Origin of the sequence: Pseudomonas sp. GOM6 (genome assembly GCF_029537485.1) — a bacterium.
GTDB lineage: Bacteria > Pseudomonadota > Gammaproteobacteria > Pseudomonadales > Pseudomonadaceae > Aquipseudomonas.
Genome location: NZ_JARPUS010000009.1, coordinates 73202 through 92903, shown reverse-complemented (window position 1 = coordinate 92903; position 19702 = coordinate 73202). Strand labels below are relative to the sequence as shown.

At 62.0% G+C, this 19702-nt stretch carries 15 protein-coding genes; 2 read left to right on the top strand and 13 right to left on the bottom strand.

All coding sequences use genetic code 11. From position 1 onward, the window contains the following. Window positions 1-81 precede the first annotated feature (81 nt). The gene (locus tag P7A97_RS12490; RefSeq protein ID WP_277690278.1) at window positions 82-2709 is read right to left on the bottom strand and encodes a LuxR C-terminal-related transcriptional regulator; all 2628 of its coding nucleotides are present in this window, start codon (window positions 2707-2709) and stop codon (window positions 82-84) included. Window positions 2710-2971: 262 nt separating this feature from the next. On the opposite strand from P7A97_RS12490, the gene P7A97_RS12485 reads away from it, so the two are divergent. Together P7A97_RS12485 and gspD are read left to right on the top strand one after the other, a co-directional pair. Next, complete coding sequence (locus P7A97_RS12485; RefSeq protein ID WP_277690277.1) at window positions 2972-3610, top strand: type II secretion system protein N; 639 nt, start codon at window positions 2972-2974, stop codon at window positions 3608-3610. After that, the gene (gene gspD, locus P7A97_RS12480; protein WP_277690276.1) at window positions 3607-5556 is read left to right on the top strand and encodes a type II secretion system secretin GspD; all 1950 of its coding nucleotides are present in this window, start codon (window positions 3607-3609) and stop codon (window positions 5554-5556) included. Before P7A97_RS12485 ends, gspD begins: the two co-directional genes overlap by 4 nt. A 46-nt stretch (window positions 5557-5602) precedes the next feature. On the opposite strand, the gene P7A97_RS12475 is transcribed toward gspD, so the two are convergent. From P7A97_RS12475 to leuB, 12 genes are all read right to left on the bottom strand, one after another. Then, a complete protein-coding gene (locus tag P7A97_RS12475; protein ID WP_277690275.1) occupies window positions 5603-6814 on the bottom strand; it encodes an O-succinylhomoserine sulfhydrylase in 1212 nt (403 codons plus the stop codon). 11 nt (window positions 6815-6825) lie between these two features. Then, on the bottom strand, window positions 6826-8331 hold the full coding sequence (gene purF, locus P7A97_RS12470) for an amidophosphoribosyltransferase (protein ID WP_277690274.1): 1506 nt from the start codon (window positions 8329-8331) through the stop codon (window positions 6826-6828). A gap of 32 nt (window positions 8332-8363) precedes the next feature. Continuing rightward, on the bottom strand, window positions 8364-8927 hold the full coding sequence (locus P7A97_RS12465) for a CvpA family protein (RefSeq protein ID WP_277690273.1): 564 nt from the start codon (window positions 8925-8927) through the stop codon (window positions 8364-8366). A 92-nt stretch (window positions 8928-9019) separates the two neighbouring features. Next, entirely contained in the window at window positions 9020-9625 is a 606-nt protein-coding gene (locus tag P7A97_RS12460) for an SPOR domain-containing protein (protein WP_277690272.1), read from the bottom strand. Further along, a complete protein-coding gene (gene folC, locus P7A97_RS12455; RefSeq protein ID WP_277690271.1) occupies window positions 9609-10910 on the bottom strand; it encodes a bifunctional tetrahydrofolate synthase/dihydrofolate synthase in 1302 nt (433 codons plus the stop codon). The genes P7A97_RS12460 and folC overlap by 17 nt, the downstream gene beginning before the upstream one ends. Beyond that, complete coding sequence (accD, locus tag P7A97_RS12450) at window positions 10907-11782, bottom strand: acetyl-CoA carboxylase, carboxyltransferase subunit beta (RefSeq protein ID WP_277690270.1); 876 nt, start codon at window positions 11780-11782, stop codon at window positions 10907-10909. Before accD ends, folC begins: the two co-directional genes overlap by 4 nt. Window positions 11783-11895: 113 nt before the next feature. Next, on the bottom strand, window positions 11896-12516 hold the full coding sequence (locus P7A97_RS12445; RefSeq protein WP_277690269.1) for a phosphoribosylanthranilate isomerase: 621 nt from the start codon (window positions 12514-12516) through the stop codon (window positions 11896-11898). Between the two features lie 54 nt (window positions 12517-12570). Then, on the bottom strand, window positions 12571-13428 hold the full coding sequence (gene truA / locus P7A97_RS12440) for a tRNA pseudouridine(38-40) synthase TruA (protein WP_277690268.1): 858 nt from the start codon (window positions 13426-13428) through the stop codon (window positions 12571-12573). Between the two features lie 3 nt (window positions 13429-13431). Beyond that, complete coding sequence (locus P7A97_RS12435) at window positions 13432-16179, bottom strand: FimV/HubP family polar landmark protein (RefSeq protein ID WP_277690267.1); 2748 nt, start codon at window positions 16177-16179, stop codon at window positions 13432-13434. A gap of 153 nt (window positions 16180-16332) precedes the next feature. Next, entirely contained in the window at window positions 16333-17337 is a 1005-nt protein-coding gene (locus tag P7A97_RS12430) for an aspartate-semialdehyde dehydrogenase (protein WP_277690266.1), read from the bottom strand. Between the two features lie 107 nt (window positions 17338-17444). After that, window positions 17445-18557, bottom strand: a complete 1113-nt coding sequence (asd, locus tag P7A97_RS12425; protein ID WP_277690265.1) for an aspartate-semialdehyde dehydrogenase — start codon at window positions 18555-18557, stop codon at window positions 17445-17447. Window positions 18558-18613: 56 nt separating this feature from the next. Beyond that, on the bottom strand, window positions 18614-19696 hold the full coding sequence (gene leuB / locus P7A97_RS12420) for a 3-isopropylmalate dehydrogenase (protein WP_277690264.1): 1083 nt from the start codon (window positions 19694-19696) through the stop codon (window positions 18614-18616). Between the last annotated feature and the right edge of the window lie 6 nt (window positions 19697-19702).

The following is a 19702-nucleotide window of genomic DNA, read 5'->3' as shown; positions in this document are numbered from 1 at the left end:
GCGCCGGCGGTTGTCCGGCAGACGGGAGACTAAGGGTTTGCATGCCACCCTCCCCCCTCCCGCAGGAGGGGGACCGGGCAATCAGGACAACCGTTGGTCGCTGCCGCGCGGCTGCATGGCGAGGATGGCCTCGGTGCGGCCGGAGAGATTGAGCTTCGAGTAGATGTTCTTCAGGTGCCACTTGGTCGTCGACAGGGCGATGCCGGCGCTGGCGCTAATCTCGCTATTGGACTGGCCCTTGAGCAGGCAGGCGAAGACCTCAGCTTCCTTGTCGGTAAGCAGGCCGAGCAGGTCGACCGCCGGCGTGTTTTCGCCGCTCCGAAAAAATTCGGCATAGGCCTCGCTGTAAGCCTCTGGCGCCTGCAACTGTCCGGAGCGCAGCAGGTCGAATACCGCCTCGGCAAAGCCCGGCGCCTCATCGAACACAGAACGGTTGATATTGACGATGCCAAAGCGCTCGACCAGCTGCAGCAGCGCCTGGTTACGCTGCTCATCCGTTTGCCCGGCACGTTCCAGCACCAGCAGATTGGCCTCGACCACCAGCGCCCGCGCCACCATCTCGCTGTGCTGCAGCGACTGCGCCAGCACCTTGAGAATGCGGCAGGCTCGTGGCTGGGCGCCACGCCGGGTCAACCAGTACACGGCTGCCAGGCCATAGCGCTCCCAGCATTCGTCATAAGGCCTCACCCGCTCCCACTCCCCCGCATCCAGGCGCTCTTCCAGGCCAAGCCTGTGGGCCAGGGCGTCCAGTTGCGCCGGACGGGCATCGAGGCAGGCCTGGCGCATGCTTTCCTGGGCTGCCTGGCTGGCAAAGCGGGCGTAGTTGCCCAGCTGCAGGATGCGCGACAGGCGCTCCAGCAGACGCGTTGCCCGGCCCTGCTCCTGGCGCCGCTGCAGCAGGCGGGCCAGGGTGATGTGCACGGTGGCGATGGTTTCGGTGGCCGAGGACGAGGTGACCATGGCCATCAGGTCCTCGCACAGCTGCTGGGCGGCCGCCAGCTGATTCTGCTCGTACAGCGCCACCACCATGGCTGTGGCCCGGTTGACCCAGGCCGGCGAGCTACGCTCGGTGCGCTGGTAGTCCTGGCACACATCCTTGCGCGCACAGGTGGCGCGACCGGCGTTGCGATTGCACAGGGCGATGATCAGGTCGGCGTAGCTTTCCAGAAACACCTGACCGATCTGCCCCAGCAGCGCCTTGGCCTCCAGCGCCAGGCCGATGGAGTGCTGCAGACGACCGTGCATGAGGTGGTAATAAGCGAGGATGGTCAGGGTCAGCGCGCGGATATCGCTGGACAGCCCCGGGGCCAGCAACTCGGCCCAGCGCTCGCCGGGATCGAACGCCAGGTCGTGCTGGAACAGCTCCAGGTTGAGGGCCAGTAGCTGGCGGGTCGGCGCCTCCAGTCCGGGCTCGTCGCGGCAGCGCGCCACCAGCTCATCCAGGCAGTAACGGGCCTGATGAAAGCGCCGCGACAGGGTCAGTGCATAAGTCATCGGCACCAGCAGGCGCGGTTGGCCGCACAGCTCGGGCTCGCTCAAAGGCTCCAGCCACTTGAGCACCTCGGCGTAATGACCGCTGCGCACCCACTGCTCGCACACCTCCTCCAGCAAGGCGGCAAAGAAGGCTTTATCAGCACTGCGCTGGGCATGCTGCAGCGCTTGTTCAAGCTCGCCCCGCTGGCGCAAGGCCTGTGCCGCGCGGCGATGCAGTTCGGGCATCTGCTGGGGCTTGTACAGGGCCAGGCGCCGGGCCAGAAAATCGTGCAGCAGCGCGTGATAGCGGTATGACCCAGGCTGATCCGGCACCGAGAGCAAAAACAGCTCGCGCGCGGCCAGTTCCTCCAGCAGCAGCGCCGAACCCTCGCGCCCCAGCACCTCGTCGCACAGTGCGCCATCGAAACGTTCGAAGACCGCACTGCACAAGAGGAAGTCGTGCAGCGGCGGTGCCAGACGCTTGAGCACCACGTGGCCGAAATAGTCGACGATCTCCGGATGGCCGCCACCGAAGCGCTCCAGGGCCTCGGTGCCGAAACGCGCGTAGGCCAGCAGCGCCATCTTTACTCCGGCCATCCAACCCTCGGTCATCGCAATCAGCGTATCGACATAGGCCGGGTTGAGTTCGGAGCCGCCGAGGTGGCGGTTGAACTGCTGGATCTGCGCGGGGCTAAGGCGCAGGTCGTGCTGGTCGATGCACAGCAGCTTGTTCTCCAGCTTCAGGCTGCTGAGGGAGAAACCGGGATGATTGCGGCTCGACAGCACCACACACACTCCCGAGGCCAGGCGTTCGAGCATGCTCGCCAGGGTATCGAGGATGGTTGGCTGAACAATGTGCTGGAAGTCGTCGAGCACCAGATACAAACGCCCGTCGATGCGATTGAGGGCGTCGGCCAGGTATTCGCCCAGGATCTCGGGGGCCTGGTGCATCTCGGCGGCGAAGGGGTTGAACCAGGAGATATCGAAGCCTTCGACCTGACTGCGGATGCTTTCGGCGAGGTGTCGAAAGAAGCGCACCGGGTCATTGTCACGCGCCTGCAGTGGATAGTGCACCACACTGCTGCACGGCAGGCCGGCCTGCCAGTGGGCCAGCAGGGTCGACTTGCCGGAACCGGCGGGGGCCAGCAACAAAGTCAGCGGGTATTGCTCGCAGCGGCACAGCAGGGCCAGTAGTTCTGCGCGAGCAAAGCCGTGAGGGGGCTTGAGCTCTTCCATCGCGGATATCCGTCAGGCTTGTTTTTATTGTTGTTCGGCATGCAGATGGCGCGATGATAGTCGCTCACTGCGCGGATGTTTCGACACGAATCACGCTTCCGGCAGCAGGAATGATGTGCCAGTACGCAAAAAGTATGATGCAAGGAGGCATCATGGCCGGGGGGCTTGCTTTAACGCGACCGCCAACCGCAGACTGCGGGCCGGGTCGATGCGGGCCGAGCAGAGCCTGCACGAATAAAAAGAATACCGGGGGATCATGGCCTTGAGTGCGACCAATACCCGCCTCTTCGCATGGCTGCGCCAGCATGGCGTAACTTGCCTATGCCTGCTGGCCGTGGTGGGTATGAGTCTGAGCCTGACCCGACAGAGCATTGATCACCTACGGCTGCTGCGCAGCGAGCCCAGCGCTGCTACCGACAACCCCCAGCGCGAACAGCAGCGTCCGCTTGCCCTCGAACAGCTGCATGGCCTGTTTGGCACGCCAAGCCGAGCCGCCGGTGACCAGCCACCGCCCACCACCAACCAGCAGATGACCTTGCTGGCCAGCTTCGTCCATCCGGATACCCAGCGCTCTGCCGCCATCATCCAGACCGCAGGCGGCCAACCCAAGCGCATCGAAGTCGGCGGCGCGATCAACGCCAGTACCCACCTTAAGGCAGTCCACCCGGATCACGTCATCCTTGAGCGCAGTGGCGTCGAGGAAAGCCTCAACTTCCCAGCCATGCGCGTGCCATCCGCCCAGCGCCATATGCCGGACTACGCCACCGAGCAGCTGGAACAGTTGCAGGACGAAGACGTGCAGGCCCTGCAACAACGCATCGACAGCTTGCAAGAACAACTGGAAACCAATGGCAGCGAGCCGTTGCCGAACGACCCGTCCGGAGCCGAAGTAGCCCAATGAGCCCATTCAAACTCAAAGCCCTGCCCCTCGCCCTGACGCTGGTCATGAGTGCCCTGGCCGCGCCCCTGCCGGTCTTCGCCGCGCAGCCGGTAGCGACGGCCAATCAGGGCGCCGAGACCTGGACCATCAACATGAAGGACGCGGATATCCGTGAATTCATCGACCAGGTGGCAGCCATCACGGGTGAAACCTTCGTCGTCGACCCTCGGGTCAAGGGCCAGGTCACCGTGATCTCCCGCTCGGCACTGAGCCTGGACGAGGTCTACCAGCTGTTTCTCTCGGTCATGAGCACTCATGGTTTTACCGTGCTGGCCCAGGGCGACCAGGCCCGCATTGTGCCGGGCACCGAGGCCCGCAGTAGCGCCAATAGCGGCCGCGCGGCGCCGGACGACATCGAAACCGAGCTGATCCAGGTGCAGCACAGTTCGGTCAACGAGCTGATTCCCCTGCTACGCCCCATGGTGCCGCAGAACGGCCACCTGGCCGCGATCAACGCCTCCAATGCCCTGATCATCAGCGACCGGCGCTCGAACATCGAACGCATCCGCCAGCTGATCGCAGATCTCGACCAGGGCGGCAACGCCGATTACAGCGTGATCAACCTGCAGCATGCCTGGGTGCTGGATGCGGCCGAAGCGCTGAACAGTTCGGTGATGCGCAACGAGAAGAATAACGGCACTGGCACCCGGGTCATCGCCGATGCTCGCACTAACCGCCTGATCCTGCTCGGCCCACCTGCCGCACGTCAGCGCCTGGCCAACCTGGCCCGCTCGCTGGATACCCCCAGCACACGCTCGGCGAATGCCCGCGTAATTCGCCTGCGCCACAGCGACGCCAAAAGCCTGGCGGAAACCCTCGGCGACATTTCCGAAGGCCTGAAGAACACTGAAGGTGGCGGCGAAAGCACCACCACCAAGCCGCAGAACATCCTTATCCGCGCCGACGAAAGCCTTAACGCTCTGGTCCTGCTGGCTGACCCGGATACCGTGGCGACCCTGGAAGACATCGTGCGCAACCTCGACGTGCCACGCGCCCAGGTCATGGTCGAGGCAGCCATCGTCGAGTTCTCCGGTGATATCAGCGATGCCCTTGGCGTGCAGTGGGCGGTAGATGCCCGTGGCGGCACCGGCGGGCTCGGCGGGGTCAATTTCAGCGGCACCGGGCTGTCGGTCGGTACCGTGCTGCAGGCCATTCAGGACGGCGCGATTCCCGAAAACACCACCCTGCCGGACGGCGCCATCATTGGTATCGGCACCGACAGCTTCGGCGCGCTGATCACCGCGCTGTCGTCCAACAGCAAGAGCAACCTGCTGTCGACACCCAGCCTGCTGACCCTGGACAACCAGGAAGCGGAAATTCTGGTCGGCCAGAACGTACCGTTCCAGACCGGCTCCTACACCACGGATGCAGCCGGTTCGAGCAACCCCTTCACCACCATCGAGCGCGAGGATATCGGCGTGACGCTCAAGGTCACCCCGCACATCAACGATGGGGCCACCCTACGCCTGGAAGTGGAGCAGGAGATCTCCTCCATCGCACCCAGCGCCGGGGTCAACGCCCAGGCCGTAGACCTGGTGACCAACAAACGCTCGATCAAGAGCGTGATCCTCGCTGACGACGGTCAGGTCATCGTACTCGGTGGCCTGATTCAGGACGATGTCACCAGCACCGTGTCCAAGGTGCCGCTGCTCGGTGATATCCCGCTGATCGGTGGCCTGTTCCGCTCGACCAAGGATACCCACGTCAAACGCAACCTGATGGTGTTCCTGCGCCCGACCGTGGTGCGCGATCGTGCTGGCATGGCTTCGCTGTCCGGCAAGAAGTACAGCGACATCAGCGTGGTGGGCTATGACGACGATGGCCAGCAGATTCTGATCGGCACCGACCCGCAGCGCCTGTTCGACAAACCCGGCGCCAGCGCTATCGATCTGCGCAAATCCGAATAAGCGCTGGAGACATAAAAAACGCCGCTCAGTGAGCGGCGTTTTTGTTTCAAAGCGCAGCCAGGCCGCGCGCCAGATCGGCCTTCAAATCCGCGACATCCTCCAGCCCCACCGCGACGCGAATCAGGTTGTCGCGGATGCCGGCATTGGCCCGCTCCTGCGGCGACAGGCGGCCATGGGAGGTAGTGGCCGGATGGGCAATGGTGCTCTTGGTATCGCCCAGGTTGGTGGTGATGGAGATCACCCGGGTCGCGTCGATAAAGCGCCAGGCCGCCTCCTTGCCACCCTTGACCTCGAAACTCAGCACCGCACCGAAAGCACTCTGCTGACGCTTGGCCAACTCGTGCTGCGGGTGGCTGGGCAAGCCGGCGTAATACACCTGCTCGACGCCCTCCTGAGTCTGCAGCCACTGCGCCAACTCCAACGCCGCAGCGCTTTGCGCCTGCATGCGCACCTTGAGCGTTTCCAGGCCCTTGAGGAACATCCAGGCATTGAACGGGCTCAGGGTCGGTCCAGCGGTACGCAGGAAACCCACTAACAGCTCCATCTGCGCCTTGCGTCCGGCTACTACACCGCCCAGACCACGGCCCTGGCCATCGATGAATTTGGTCGCCGAATGCATGACGATATCCGCACCGAGCTTCAGCGGCTGCTGCAGCGCCGGGGTACAGAAGCAGTTGTCGACCACCAGCAAGGCATCGCGCGCATGGGCAATTTCGGCCAGCGCAGCGATATCGACCAGTTCAGCCAGCGGGTTGGACGGCGACTCGACGAACAGCAGCTTGGTAGTGGGCTTGAACGCCGCCTGCCAGGCCTCCAGATCAGCCAGCGGTGGATAGTCCACTTCAATGCCAAAGCGCTTGAGGTACTTCTCGAACAGGCTGATGGTCGAGCCGAACACGCTGCGCGACACCAGCACATGATCACCGGCACTGCACAGGCTCATGACAATAGCCAGGATGGCCGCCATGCCGGAAGCCGTGGCGACCGCCTGTTCGGCGCCTTCCAGCGCCGCGATGCGCTGCTCGAAAGCACGCACCGTCGGGTTGGTATAACGCGAGTAAACGTTGCCCGGCTGCTCGCCGGCGAAGCGCGCGGCGGCATCGGCGGCACTGCGGAACACATAGCTGGACGTGAGGAACATGGCCTCGCCATGCTCGCCTTCCGGCGTGCGCTGCTGCCCCGCGCGCACCGCCAGGGTGTCAAAACCGACACCATCAAGGTCGCTATCCAGTCTGCCCGCGTCCCATTCCAGGCTCATGTGCATATTCCTCAGTCGTTGTGCAGATCGATGATGGCGCTGACCACCGGGTTGCCGGCCTTGGCCGCATCGTTGCGCGCCTGCTCGATCTTGTTCAGATAGTGCTCGTTGACGTCACCGGTGACGTACTGGCCGTCGAAAACAGCGCAGTCGAAGTGCTCGATCTTGATCTTGCCACCGCCGACCGCCTCTACCAGATCGTCCAGATCCTGGTACACCAGCCAGTCGGCGCCGATCAGCTCGGCCACTTCCTCGGTGCTGCGACCATGAGCGATCAGCTCGTGAGCGCTGGGCATGTCGATGCCATAGACGTTCGGATAACGCACAGCCGGCGCAGCGGAGCAGAAGTAGACCTTCTTGGCGCCGGCCTCACGGGCCATCTGAATGATCTGCTTGCAGGTGGTGCCACGGACGATGGAGTCGTCCACCAGCATCACGTTCTTGCCACGGAACTCCAGGTCGATGGCATTGAGCTTCTGCCGCACCGATTTCTTGCGCGCGGCCTGGCCCGGCATGATGAAGGTACGACCGATGTAGCGGTTCTTGACGAAACCCTCACGGAACTTCACACCCAGCTGGTTAGCCAGCTCCAGAGCGGAAGTGCGGCTGGTATCGGGAATCGGGATGACCACGTCGATGTCGTGCTCGGGACGTTCACGCTGGATCTTCTCGGCGAGTTTCTCACCCATGCGCAAACGTGCCTTGTACACCGAGACACCGTCCATGATCGAATCAGGACGGGCCAGATAGACATGTTCGAAGATGCACGGCTTGAGCTGCGGGCTCTGCGCGCACTGGCGGGTGTGTAGCTTGCCGTCCTCGGTGATGTACACCGCCTCGCCCGGCGCCAGATCGCGGATCAGGCTGAAGCCGAGTACATCGAGCGCCACGCTCTCGGAGGCGATCATGTACTCCACGCCTTCATCGGTATGGCGCTGGCCGAAGACGATCGGGCGGATCGCATGCGGGTCGCGGAAACCGACCACGCCGTAGCCGGTGATCATCGCCACCACCGCGTAGCCGCCTCGGCAGCGCGCATGCACGCCGGCCACAGCGGCGAACACGTCCTCTTCAGAAGGCTGCAGCTTGTTACGTACCGCCAGCTCATGGGCGAACACGTTGAGCAGCACTTCAGAGTCGGAGTTGGTGTTGACGTGACGCAGGTCGGATTCGTAGATCTCGCGCGACAGCTGCTCGACGTTGGTCAGGTTGCCGTTGTGCGCCAGAGTGATGCCATACGGCGAGTTGACGTAGAACGGCTGCGCCTCGGCAGAGCTGGAGCTGCCGGCAGTCGGGTAGCGCACGTGGCCGATGCCGACGTTACCCACCAGGCGCTGCATGTGGCGCTGCTGGAACACATCGCGCACCAGACCGTTGTCCTTGCGTAGGAACAGCCGCCCGCCGTGGCTGGTGACGATGCCGGCAGCGTCCTGGCCGCGATGCTGGAGCACGGTAAGGGCGTCATACAGGGACTGATTGACGTTGGACTTACCGACAATACCGACGATGCCGCACATGTGACGCAACCTCTGTGTAGTGAATCAGGAAACTATGGACGCTCGGGCAAAACTGGCTGCGAGAACGCCTCTTGGAACGGCAATTGCGGGGTTTCCGTAATGCCGCTGGCAAGCCACTGGCTGGACAGGCTCAGAATGAGGTTCTTCGACCAGTCCGCCACCATCAGAAAGTGTGGCAGCAGGGTCGACTGCTGCCACCACTGATCCTGTTGCACGGGCGCAAGGCTCACCAGCCCAACCAGCACCACGACCAGCAAGGCCCCACGCGCAGCGCCAAAAACCATGCCGAGAAAACGGTCGGTGCCCGACAGACCGGTTACCCGGATCAGCTCACCGATAAGAAAATTGATCAGCGCCCCGACCAGCAGGGTCACGACGAAAAGAATGGCGCAGGCAGCGATGACGCGCATCGAAGGCGTCTCTATAAAAGCATCCAGATGCTGCGAGAGGGCTCCACCAAACATCCAGGCGACGACACCTGCAACTATCCAGGTCAGCAGCGACAGGGCTTCCTTGAAGAAGCCGCGGCGCAGGCTGATCAGGCTGGAAATGGCGATGACGGCGATGATCGCCCAGTCGACCCAAGTGAATGCCACGTTGCTGCCTACAGACGGGAAAGGCGGCGGATTTTACCAGAGCGGGCCCGAGCCGGTAAGCCAGAGCCGCCAGATGGGTGAAATAGAGGAAATCAGCCGTTTTCCGGCTGGAAGCGCACCACGAAACCCTTGAGGTTCTGCTGCCGATTGAGCAGATCACGTAGGCGATCTGCCTCGGCACGCTCGATCACCGGCCCGACGAAGACCCGGTTCATGCCATCGAAGGTGCGGATATAGGCGTTGTAGCCACCACTGCGCAGAGTCTGCTGCAGCTTCTCGGCGCCAGTGCGGCTGGACAGACTGGCCAACTGCACTGACCAGCTGACCGGCAGGTTGTTGGCATCCAGCTCACTGGCAGGCTTTTCGGCAACTTGCTCTACAGGCTTGGCCGCCGCGGGCGCCTCAACCTTGGGCGCAGTAGCAGCTGGTGTCGGTGCCTCAGCAACCGTCTCGACAGGAGCCTGTGGCACTGGCTCTACCGGCGGCACTTCGTCCTGTGCTACAGGCTCTGGCACCTCGACCGGTTCCAGCTCAACCTCGGGCATCACGGGTTTATCCGGCATTGCCGGAGCGTCAACGACCACCTGACGCAGTTCATCTTCTCGGGAAAACAGCATGGGCAGGAAAATCACAGCCAGCGCCACCAGCACCAATGCGCCAACGATGCGCTGCTTGAGCCCCTTATCCAGTACTGCCATCACCTGTCTCCGCCTGCTGGTCGAGCCACTCCAGGGCCTCGGCCACACAATAGAAAGATCCGAACACGAGGATCTCGTCCCCTTCGCTCGCCCGGCCACACTGTACCAGCAAAGCTTCGGCAATGCTGCCACAGCCCTGCACAGATGCGCCCAGGTTACGTAACGCCGCTTCCAGTTCGCCGGCAGGACGGGTTCGTGAAGTAGCCAGCGGCGCCACGGCCCAGTCCTGCACTTCAAGCTGCAGGGGGGCCAGCACACCGTCCAGATCCTTGTCGGCCAGCAGACCGAATACCGCCAGCCGGCGACCACTGACCGGACGCGCCGCCAGGCGCACTGCCAGATACTCGGCAGCGTGCGGGTTGTGCCCTACGTCCAGCAGCAAGGCCAGCGTCTTGCCTTGCCAATGCAGATGACGACGCTCCAGTCGCCCACTCACTCGCGCACGCTGCAGGGCTGCAGCCAGCTGCTCGGGATGCCAGGGCAGATCCAGAGAGGCATAGGCCTGCAGCGCCAACGCCGCATTTTCCATGGGCAGATCGAGCAATGGCAGATCATGCAGCTCCAGCACTTGACCAGCAGCAGTCAGGCCGCGCCAGTGCCAGCCATCTTCGGCAAGTGCCAGATCATAATCGCGCCCACGCAGAAACAGCGGGCAGTCCAGCTCAGCCACCCGCTGCAGCAGCGGCAATGGCGGATCGAGATCACCACACAGGGCTGGCTTGCCCTGGCGCAGGATACCGGCCTTCTCAAAGGCGACCGACTCGCGGGTATTGCCAAGCCATTCGGCATGATCGAGACCAATGCTGGTTACCAGCGCCAGATCAGCATCGACCAGATTGACCGCATCCAGCCGCCCGCCAAGGCCGACCTCCAATACCACTGCATCCAGCTGAGCACGCTCGAACAGCCAGAAGGCCGCCAGGGTGCCCATTTCGAAATAGGTCAGTGATATCTCAGCGCGAGCGGACTCGACCGCAGCAAAGGCTTCGCACAGCTCGGAGTCGGTCGCTTCACGGCCATCGAACTGCACGCGCTCGTTGTAGCGCAACAGGTGCGGTGAGCTGTAGACGCCAACTTTCAAGCCCTGCTCGCGCAACAAGGCAGCAAGCAGCGCGCAGGTAGAACCCTTGCCATTGGTGCCAGTCACCGTGACGACCAGCGGCGCAGGCTTGCCCAAGCCGAGGCGTTCGGCTACCTGGCGCGAACGCTCCAGCCCCATGTCGATGGCGCTGGGGTGGAGTTGTTCGAGGTAGCTCAGCCAATCGGCGAGGGAACGCTGGCTCATGCGCTGGCTGCAGGAGTCGGCAGGTGCTGGAACTGGGCCAGCAGGCGTGCCAGACGCGGACGCAGGTCCTGACGATGAATGATCATGTCGATGGCGCCGTGCTCCAGCAGGAACTCACTACGCTGGAAGCCTTCCGGCAGTTTCTCGCGCACGGTCTGCTCGATCACACGCGGACCGGCAAAGCCAATCAGAGCCTTAGGTTCGGCGACTATCACGTCACCGAGCATGGCCAGACTGGCGGAAACACCGCCGTAGACCGGATCGGTCAGCACCGAAACGAAGGGAATGCCCTCCTCGCGCAGGCGTGCCAGCACGGCGCTGGTCTTGGCCATCTGCATCAGCGAAATCAGGGCTTCTTGCATGCGTGCGCCACCGGAAGCGGCAAAGCACACCAGCGGGCAACGCTTTTCCAGCGCCACGTTGGCGGCGCGAACAAATCGCTCACCGACCACAGCGCCCATGGAGCCGCCCATGAAGTTGAACTCAAAGGCGCACGCCACAATAGGCATACCCTGCAGCTGGCCACTCATGGACACCAGCGCATCCTTCTCGCCCGTATCTTTCTGGGCTGCTGCGATACGATCCTTATACTTCTTGCTGTCACGGAATTTCAGGCGGTCAACCGGCTCCAGCTCGGCGCCCAGTTCCTCGCGCCCTTCGGCATCGAGGAACAGGTCAAGGCGAGTGCGTGCATCGATACGCATGTGGTGATGGCACTTGGGGCAGACATCGAGGGTCTTTTCCAGCTCGGGACGGTAAAGCACTGCGTCGCAAGACGGGCACTTGTGCCACAACCCCTCGGGCACCGAGCTCTTCTTGACCTCGGATCGCATGATCGAAGGGATCAGCTTTTCACGTAACCAGTTGCTCATGCTTATTCTCCGTAGCTGTTCGGGACACTGCCCCGGCAAATCTGACTCAAGCCCGTCGAGAACCGGCCCGGGCACAATGGCTTATGGACGGCAGGCGGGGGGTCGCCGTCACATCAAACGCCACGCGCGGCCTGAATGAAGGCAGCGATCTTCTGTGCATCCTTGATGCCCTTGCTCGCCTCGACACCACCACTGACATCCACGGCATAAGGGCGTAACTGCCGCACGGCTTCGGCAACATTCCCGGGCTGCAAACCACCGGCGAGAATGACCGGCTTGTTCAGCCCCGTTGGCACCAGAGACCAGTCGAAAGCCTCCCCCGTTCCGCCCGGGACACCTTCGACATAAGTGTCCAGCAAAACTCCGCTGGCGCTTGGGTACTCATTCACACGTGCGGCGATATCGTCGCCAGGCTTAACCCGTAACGCCTTGATATAGGGACGACCAAAACCTTCGCACTGGGTTACGGATTCATCACCGTGAAACTGCAGGAGATCCAGAGGCACACGGGAAAGAACACCTTGCAGCTCATCGCGCGCCATGTTGACGAACAACCCCACCGTGGTCACGAACGGCGGCAGAGCAGCAATGATCGCTTCAGCCTGCTCGACATCAACGGCGCGCGGACTCTTTGCATAGAAGACAAAACCAATGGCGTCGGCTCCGGCAGACGCAGCCACCAGAGCATCCTCGACACGGGTTATTCCGCAGATCTTGACGCGAACAGCTGTCAACGTGAAGGCACCTTCAACAAATAAAACCGATGGTAGCAAAGGCTGCCGGCAGTTTCAGCCGAAGGACTGCGGCAGGGCGGAGAGAAAATGTGGCCCCAGATAACGCTGAGGCAGCTCGAACTCGGGCGGATATTCCACCTGCACCAGATACAGGCCGTAGGGATGCGCCGTTACTCCGCCGGCCCTGCGGTCGCGTGCCGCCAGCGCGTCAAGCACCCAGCCCGGCTCACGCTCTCCGGCACCGATAGTCATCAGCACACCGGCAAAGTTGCGCACCATGTGGTGCAGGAAAGCATTGGCACGCACATCCATGACGATAAAACGGCCATGCTCGATCAGTTGCAGATGATGAACCGTCTTGATCGGCGACTTGGCCTGGCACTGCACGGCACGGAACGAGGTAAAGTCGTGAGTCCCCACCAGATGAGACGCGGCCTCCCGCATGCGCGCTATATCCAGCGGACGATGGTTCCAGGTCACTTCTTCGGCCAGATGCGCAGGCCGCACCGGATCGTTGTAGATCACGTAGCGATAACGCCGCGCGCAAGCCTTGAACCTCGCATGAAAGTCCGCCGGCATGACCTTGGCCCAGGTCACGCTGATATCGGCCGGCAGATTGGCGTTGCTACCCATGACCCAAGCCTTGAGCGGGCGCTCAACCACCGTATCGAAGTGCACCACCTGGCCACTGGCATGCACACCCGCATCGGTACGCCCCGCACACATCAGGTTGACGGGCTCGTTCGCCACTTCCGATAACGCCTTCTCCAGCATGCCCTGAACAGTAGGCACACCATTCTCCTGGCGCTGCCAGCCACGATAACGAGAGCCCTTGTACTCGACACCGAGGGCTATTCTGAAAACGCCAGCGGCGGCCATTTCGGCCGCCGCTGATGGTATTGCCTGGGACATGAATCAGCTCAGTTTAGAGATCAGCTCGCGAGCTTCCTGCTGCTGGCCTTCGCTACCTTCAGCGATAACCTCATCCAGAATGTCACGGGCGCCTTCACTGTCACCCATATCGATATAGGCACGCGCCAGATCCAGCTTGGTAGCCGTCTCATCAGTACCCGAAAGGAAGTCGAAATCGTCATCCACATCCAGCCCTGTCGCAGGCACAGCGGCTTCCGGCTGAGCAGCGGGCAACTCATCATCCAGAGAGCCGCTCAACTCATCCAGTTCAGCGGAAACCTCATCCAGTTGCGCAGCAAAACTGTCCGCCGCAGGAGTTTCGTCAGCCAGAGACAAATCGAAATCGGACGGCATGCTCAGATCACCCTCGGCACTCGGCGCTGTCGGCTCGTCATCCAGGCTAAGCATGAAACCTTCCTCGGACTCTGTCGGCTTGCTCTCGGACTCCAGATCCAGACTGAAATCAGCCAGGTCATCTTCCAGGGACAGCGTCGAGTCAACGGCTTCACCACCTAGATCGAGATCGAAGTCCATCTCGCTGCTGGTCGGAGCCTCGCTGGCCGGGGTTTCAAAATCCAGTCCTGCATCCAGCTCAAGCTCGTCGAGAGTCGCTTCTGCTGCCGGAGCAGAGGCAGCCGGCTCATCGAGATTGACATCAAGATCATCCAGACTCAGATCGAAAGAGTCATCCAGATCCTCTGCTGGCTTGGTCGCAGCAGCAGGTTCATCGAGAGCCAGATCGTCGAGACTGAAGTCACCCAGATCATCGTCAGCAGCGGCTGCAGCGGCCAAACCGCCTGCAACAGCGGCAGCTGCCATGGTTGGGTACTTGGCCTTAAGCTGATCGACCGCACCCGCGGAGCCGCCAATTTCACGCAGCTCCTGCTCCTGACGGGCAAAGCCATCGCGATCGCCTAGTTCGGCATACACTTCCATCAGCTTGAGGCGAAGATCGCTACGCTGCGGCTCGTCGTTGATGGCATTGTGCAGCAGCTCTGCCGCCTGAGTGAACTTGCCGTAAGCAATGTAGATATCGGCCTCCCCCAGCGCATCGGCTGTTTGCGGCGCAACGCGCTCATCAGCCTGTTCGCGCACCTGGGTCGCATCGGACGCATCGTCCAAACCGGCAAAGCTGTCATCCGGCAGATCCATGTCGCTGGCAAAACTGCCTGCCTCATCGACATCCAGGCTTTCTTGCAGCTCAGCTTCTTTCATGGCGTTGCGGCGCGACAGCACCATCAGACCGATCAGCAGGACCAGCAGAGCACCACCACCGACGGCGCCAAGCAACATAGGGTTGCCCAGCAGCTCATCAATGAAGCTTTGAGGCTCAGGTTGAGGTGCCGGAGTGGTAGGCTTGGCCGGTGTCGGCTTGGCTGCTTCCGGTTTGGGAGCCGGCACTACTGGCTTGGCCGCAGGCGCTTCGACAGCCGGCTTAGCCGGCTCGGTCTTTGGGGCTGCTTCCTCGCTGTAATTGAAGTCCGTGGTCGCCGGTTTACTTTCCACCGGGGCTGCTTCCACAGGCTTGCTCTCTACAGCAGGAGCATTGACCTCGGCAGGCTTACTTTCCGGGCTAGCTGCCGGGACAGGTGCCGCAGGAGTGGCAGCGCCCTGCTTGGCCAGATCGGCCTGCAACTTGGCCAACTGGTTGTCTTTCAGCTCAATCAGACGTTGGAGTTTATCCAGCTGACCTTGCAGGTCGCCCACGCGCCCCTTGAGTTCTTCATTCTCACGTCGGCTGGAATCCAGGCTTTCCTTAGTAACAGCCAGCTGGTCACTGAGCGCCTTGCTGTCACCTTTAGCCGTGTCGCTGCCAGCAGTTGCCTTGCCTGTCTCGGCAGAAACCAGTTTCAGACTGTCCTTGACCTCGGTCGTGGCTGGGGCTGCGCCTGCACTCGAGCGCTTGGTCGCATCGAGCTGGCGCGAGCCTGCCGCCACGCTGCGTCCTTCACGCCAGGCATTGTTCTGTTCGGTGACCTGGGCGATGGCCTCCGCCTGGCTGCGACTCTTGATCTGCTCGTCCGTAGGCAGACGCAGCACCTGGCCACTCTTCAAGCGATTGATGTTGCCATCGAGAAACGCGTTAGGGTTGAGGTCCTGGATGGCCAGCATGGCCTGATGCACGCTACCGCCCTGACGACTGCGCTGAGCAATCTCCCACAGCGTGTCGCTGGAAGTGGTCTTGTACTGATCGCCGTCGATCCTGCTAGCAGCCGGAGCACTCGGCGCAGCCGGACGGCTAGGCGCGCTCACCACCGGAGCGGCGGGACGCGGCGCCGGAGCGGTTACCGGGCGAGGGACCGGAGCAGCCGCCACAGGCATGCGCGGAGCAGTCACTGGCTGCGGGCTATAAAGAGGCGGATCCAGCAGCAGGGTGTATTCGCGCAGCAGACGGCCGTTTGGCCACAGCACTTCGACCAGGAAATTCAGGTAAGGCTCGCGCACCGGCTTGGTCGAGGTGATGCGAATCACGCTCCTGCCGTTGGGCTTGATCACCGGAGTGAACTTGAGATCTGTGAGGAAATACTGGCGATCGACGCCAGCCTTGTTGAACTCTTCGGGCGAAGCCAGGGTCGGAATCACCTCGGTCGATGCCAGATCACGCACTTCGAGCAGCTCGATCTCCGCAACCAGAGGCTGGCTCAGCGAGGACTGCAGGTCGATTTCCCCCAGCCCCAGTGCGTGTGCTGTACCGGAAGTCAGTGCGGATGCTGCCGCAATAGCCAGTACCAGTTTGCGAACCCGAACCATAGCGTAATCCCTTGTTTTATCTTTTTTTCTCGTTAGACGAGAGGATTTTGAAGCGCACTGCCTGCACCACCCTGCGGCGGCTCCCCGTCAGCGAACTACCAAACCAGTATTGCCAAGCTAGAAAAATTCTTCAAATTTGGGGCTAAGTATCTTTTACAGATAGTGTTTTATCAACAACTCACCAATTTGCACAGCATTGAGCGCAGAGCCTTTTCGCGCATTATCTGACGCAATCCACAAATTGAGCTCCGCCGGATCGTCCATCCCGCCACGCAAGCGGCCAACATACAGTTCATCCTGGCCCACCGCATCCCCCACGACGCTCGGATAATCCCCCGCCTCGACCAACTCCAAACCAGCCTGCTGATCCAGCACCCCTGCAACCTGCTTGAGATCCACAGTGCACTCTGTATCCACAGTAACGGCCAGGCTATCACCAAAGAACACCGGGGCCAGGCAACAGCTGACTGCAACTTTCAGCCCCTCGATACCCAGCAGTACTTTCAGCTCACGTGCAATGCGCTGCTCCAGCAGAGCATGACCGCTCTCCCCAACGACACCTGCCTGAGCCAGGACATTGAAGGCGATCTGCCGGTCAAACAACTGCGGCTCCAAGGGACGCATATTGAGTAACTCCGTGGTCTGCCGCGCCAACTCAGCGACACCCTCGCGACCGAACTGGGAAACCGCCAGAGCTGCCAGCACAGTGACCTTGTGCATCTGCAGAGCTGTTCGCAGCGGCGCCAGCACAGCAGCCAGAGCAGTGGCGACCGGCGCAGGACTGCACAACAGATATGGCGCCGACAGCGTCGCCAACACGTCGGCATTGGCCTCCGGCACGACTGGCAACGCCCCATCGAGTACGCCACTGAGATCGATCAGCGAACAGCCCGCAGCTTGCGCACGCGGCGCGTGCTCGCGACTGACCGACTCACCCGCCGCAAAGAACACCAACTGCACTTGGGAAAAATCGAAGCCTGCCAGTTCGCGCACACGCAGATTCATGCCACGGAAGGCAACAGACTGACCGGAGGAAGCACTGCCCGCCAGCAGGTGCAGGTTCGCCACCGGAAACTCCCGCTCCTCCAGCACCTGGACCAGCGTTTCACCTACCGTACCGGTAGCACCGACAACGGCCACATTGAAGCTTTTGGTCATCACAACGCCTTGCCTAAGTAAACCCATCGACCCGGCACTTTAACTGCCGACCCAGAAAAACGAAAAGGGCCGGTCATGGACCGGCCCTTTGAGCACCGCTAGTGCGATCAGCGCTCCAACAGGATACGCAGCATGCGGCGCAGCGGTTCGGCCGCACCCCACAGCAGCTGATCACCGACAGTGAAGGCGCCCAGATACTGCGAGCCCATGTTGAGCTTGCGCAGACGCCCGACCGGCACGCTCAGGGTGCCGGTAACGGCAGTCGGACCGAGCTCACGAATGCTGGCTTCGCGAGTGTTCGGCACCAGTTTGACCCAGGGATTGTGCTGACTGATCAAGCCTTCGATGTCACCCATCGGCACATCCTTGTTCAGCTTGATGGTCAGTGCCTGGCTATGGCAACGCATAGCACCGATGCGCACACACAGGCCGTCGACCGGGATCGGGCTCTTGAAGCGGCCGAGGATCTTGTTGGTTTCGGCCTGCCCCTTCCACTCTTCACGGCTCTGACCATTGGGCAGTTCCTTGTCGATGTAGGGGATCAAACTGCCGGCCAGCGGCACACCGAAGTTGTCGACCGGGAAGGCTTCGCCACGCATGGTTTCAGCCACCTTGCGGTCGATGTCGAGGATGGCGCTGGCCGGGTTGACCAGATCGTCGGCCACGGAGGCGTTGATCGCGCCCATCTGCTTGATCAGCTCGCGCATGTTTTGCGCACCAGCGCCGGAGGCCGCCTGGTAGGTCATGGCGCTCATCCACTCGACCAGACCAGCCTCGTACAGACCACCCAACGCCATCAGCATCAGGCTGACGGTGCAGTTGCCGCCAATGTAGTTTTTGGTGCCGGCATCCAGCGACTGGTCGATCACCTTGCGGTTGACCGGATCGAGCACAATGACCGAGTCATCGGCCATGCGCAGGCTGGAAGCCGCATCGATCCAGTAGCCATTCCAGCCGGCTTCGCGCAGCTTGGGGAAGACTTCATTGGTGTAGTCGCCACCCTGACAGGTCAGGATCACATCCAGGCCTTTCAGCTCGTCAATGCTGTAGGCGTCCTTCAGCGGGGCAATGTCCTTGCCAATCGCCGGCCCCTGGCCGCCGACATTGGAGGTGGTGAAGAACACCGGCTCGATCAGGTCGAAGTCACGCTCTTCCAGCATGCGCTGCATGAGCACGGAACCGACCATACCGCGCCAACCGATCAGACCTACACGTTTCATAACGACTACACCTATATAAACAGCCTGCCGGCACGATTCCGGCGGGGCTGGAAAGATTACAGACTACGCAGCGCTTCGACCACCGCATCGCCCATGCCGGCAGTACCGACCTTGGTCTTGCCTTCCGACCAGATATCGCCGGTGCGCAGGCCCTGATCCAGCACCTTGCTCACAGCCAGTTCGATGGCATCGGCGGCCTGGGTCTGACCGAAGCTGTAACGCAGCATCATCGACACAGAGAGGATGGTCGCCAGCGGGTTGGCAATGCCTTTGCCGGCGATGTCCGGCGCCGAACCATGACACGGCTCGTACATGCCCTTGTTGTTGGCGTCCAGCGAAGCCGACGGCAGCATGCCGATGGAACCGGTGAGCATGGAGGCCTCGTCCGAGAGGATGTCGCCAAACATGTTGTCGGTCACCATCACGTCGAACTGCTTGGGCGCGCGCACCAGCTGCATGGCGGCGTTGTCGACGTACATGTGCGACAGCTCGACCTCTGGATAATCCTTGGCCACTTCCTCGACCACGGCGCGCCACAGCTGGCTGGAGGCCAGCACGTTGGCCTTGTCCACCGAGCAGAGCTTCTTGTTGCGCACCATAGCCATGTCAAAACCGACCTTGGCGATACGGCGGATCTCGCTCTCGCTGTATGGCAGGGTGTCGTAGGCCATGCGCTCGCCGTTTTCCAGCACCTTGCTCTCGCGCGGCTGACCAAAGTAGATACCACCGGTCAGCTCACGAACGATCAGGATATCCAGGCCAGCAACCACTTCCGGCTTGAGGCTGGACGCCTCGGCCAGCTGCGGATAGAGGATGGCCGGACGCAGGTTGCCGAACAGGCCCAGCTGCGAGCGGATCTTCAGCAGGCCGCGCTCCGGGCGGATAGCCGGATCGATGGTGTCCCACTTCGGCCCGCCCACGGCGCCGAGCAGCACGGCATCGGCGGCACGGGCGCGCTCCAGGGTCTCGTCGGCCAGCGGCACGCCGTAACGGTCGATGGCCGCGCCACCCAGGTCATCGAAGCTCAGCTCGAAACCCAGGGCGTACTTGTCATTGGCCAGGTTCAGCACCTTGACCGCCTCGGCCATGATCTCCGGGCCGATACCGTCGCCCGGGAGAACCAGAATCTGCTTGCTCATTACATT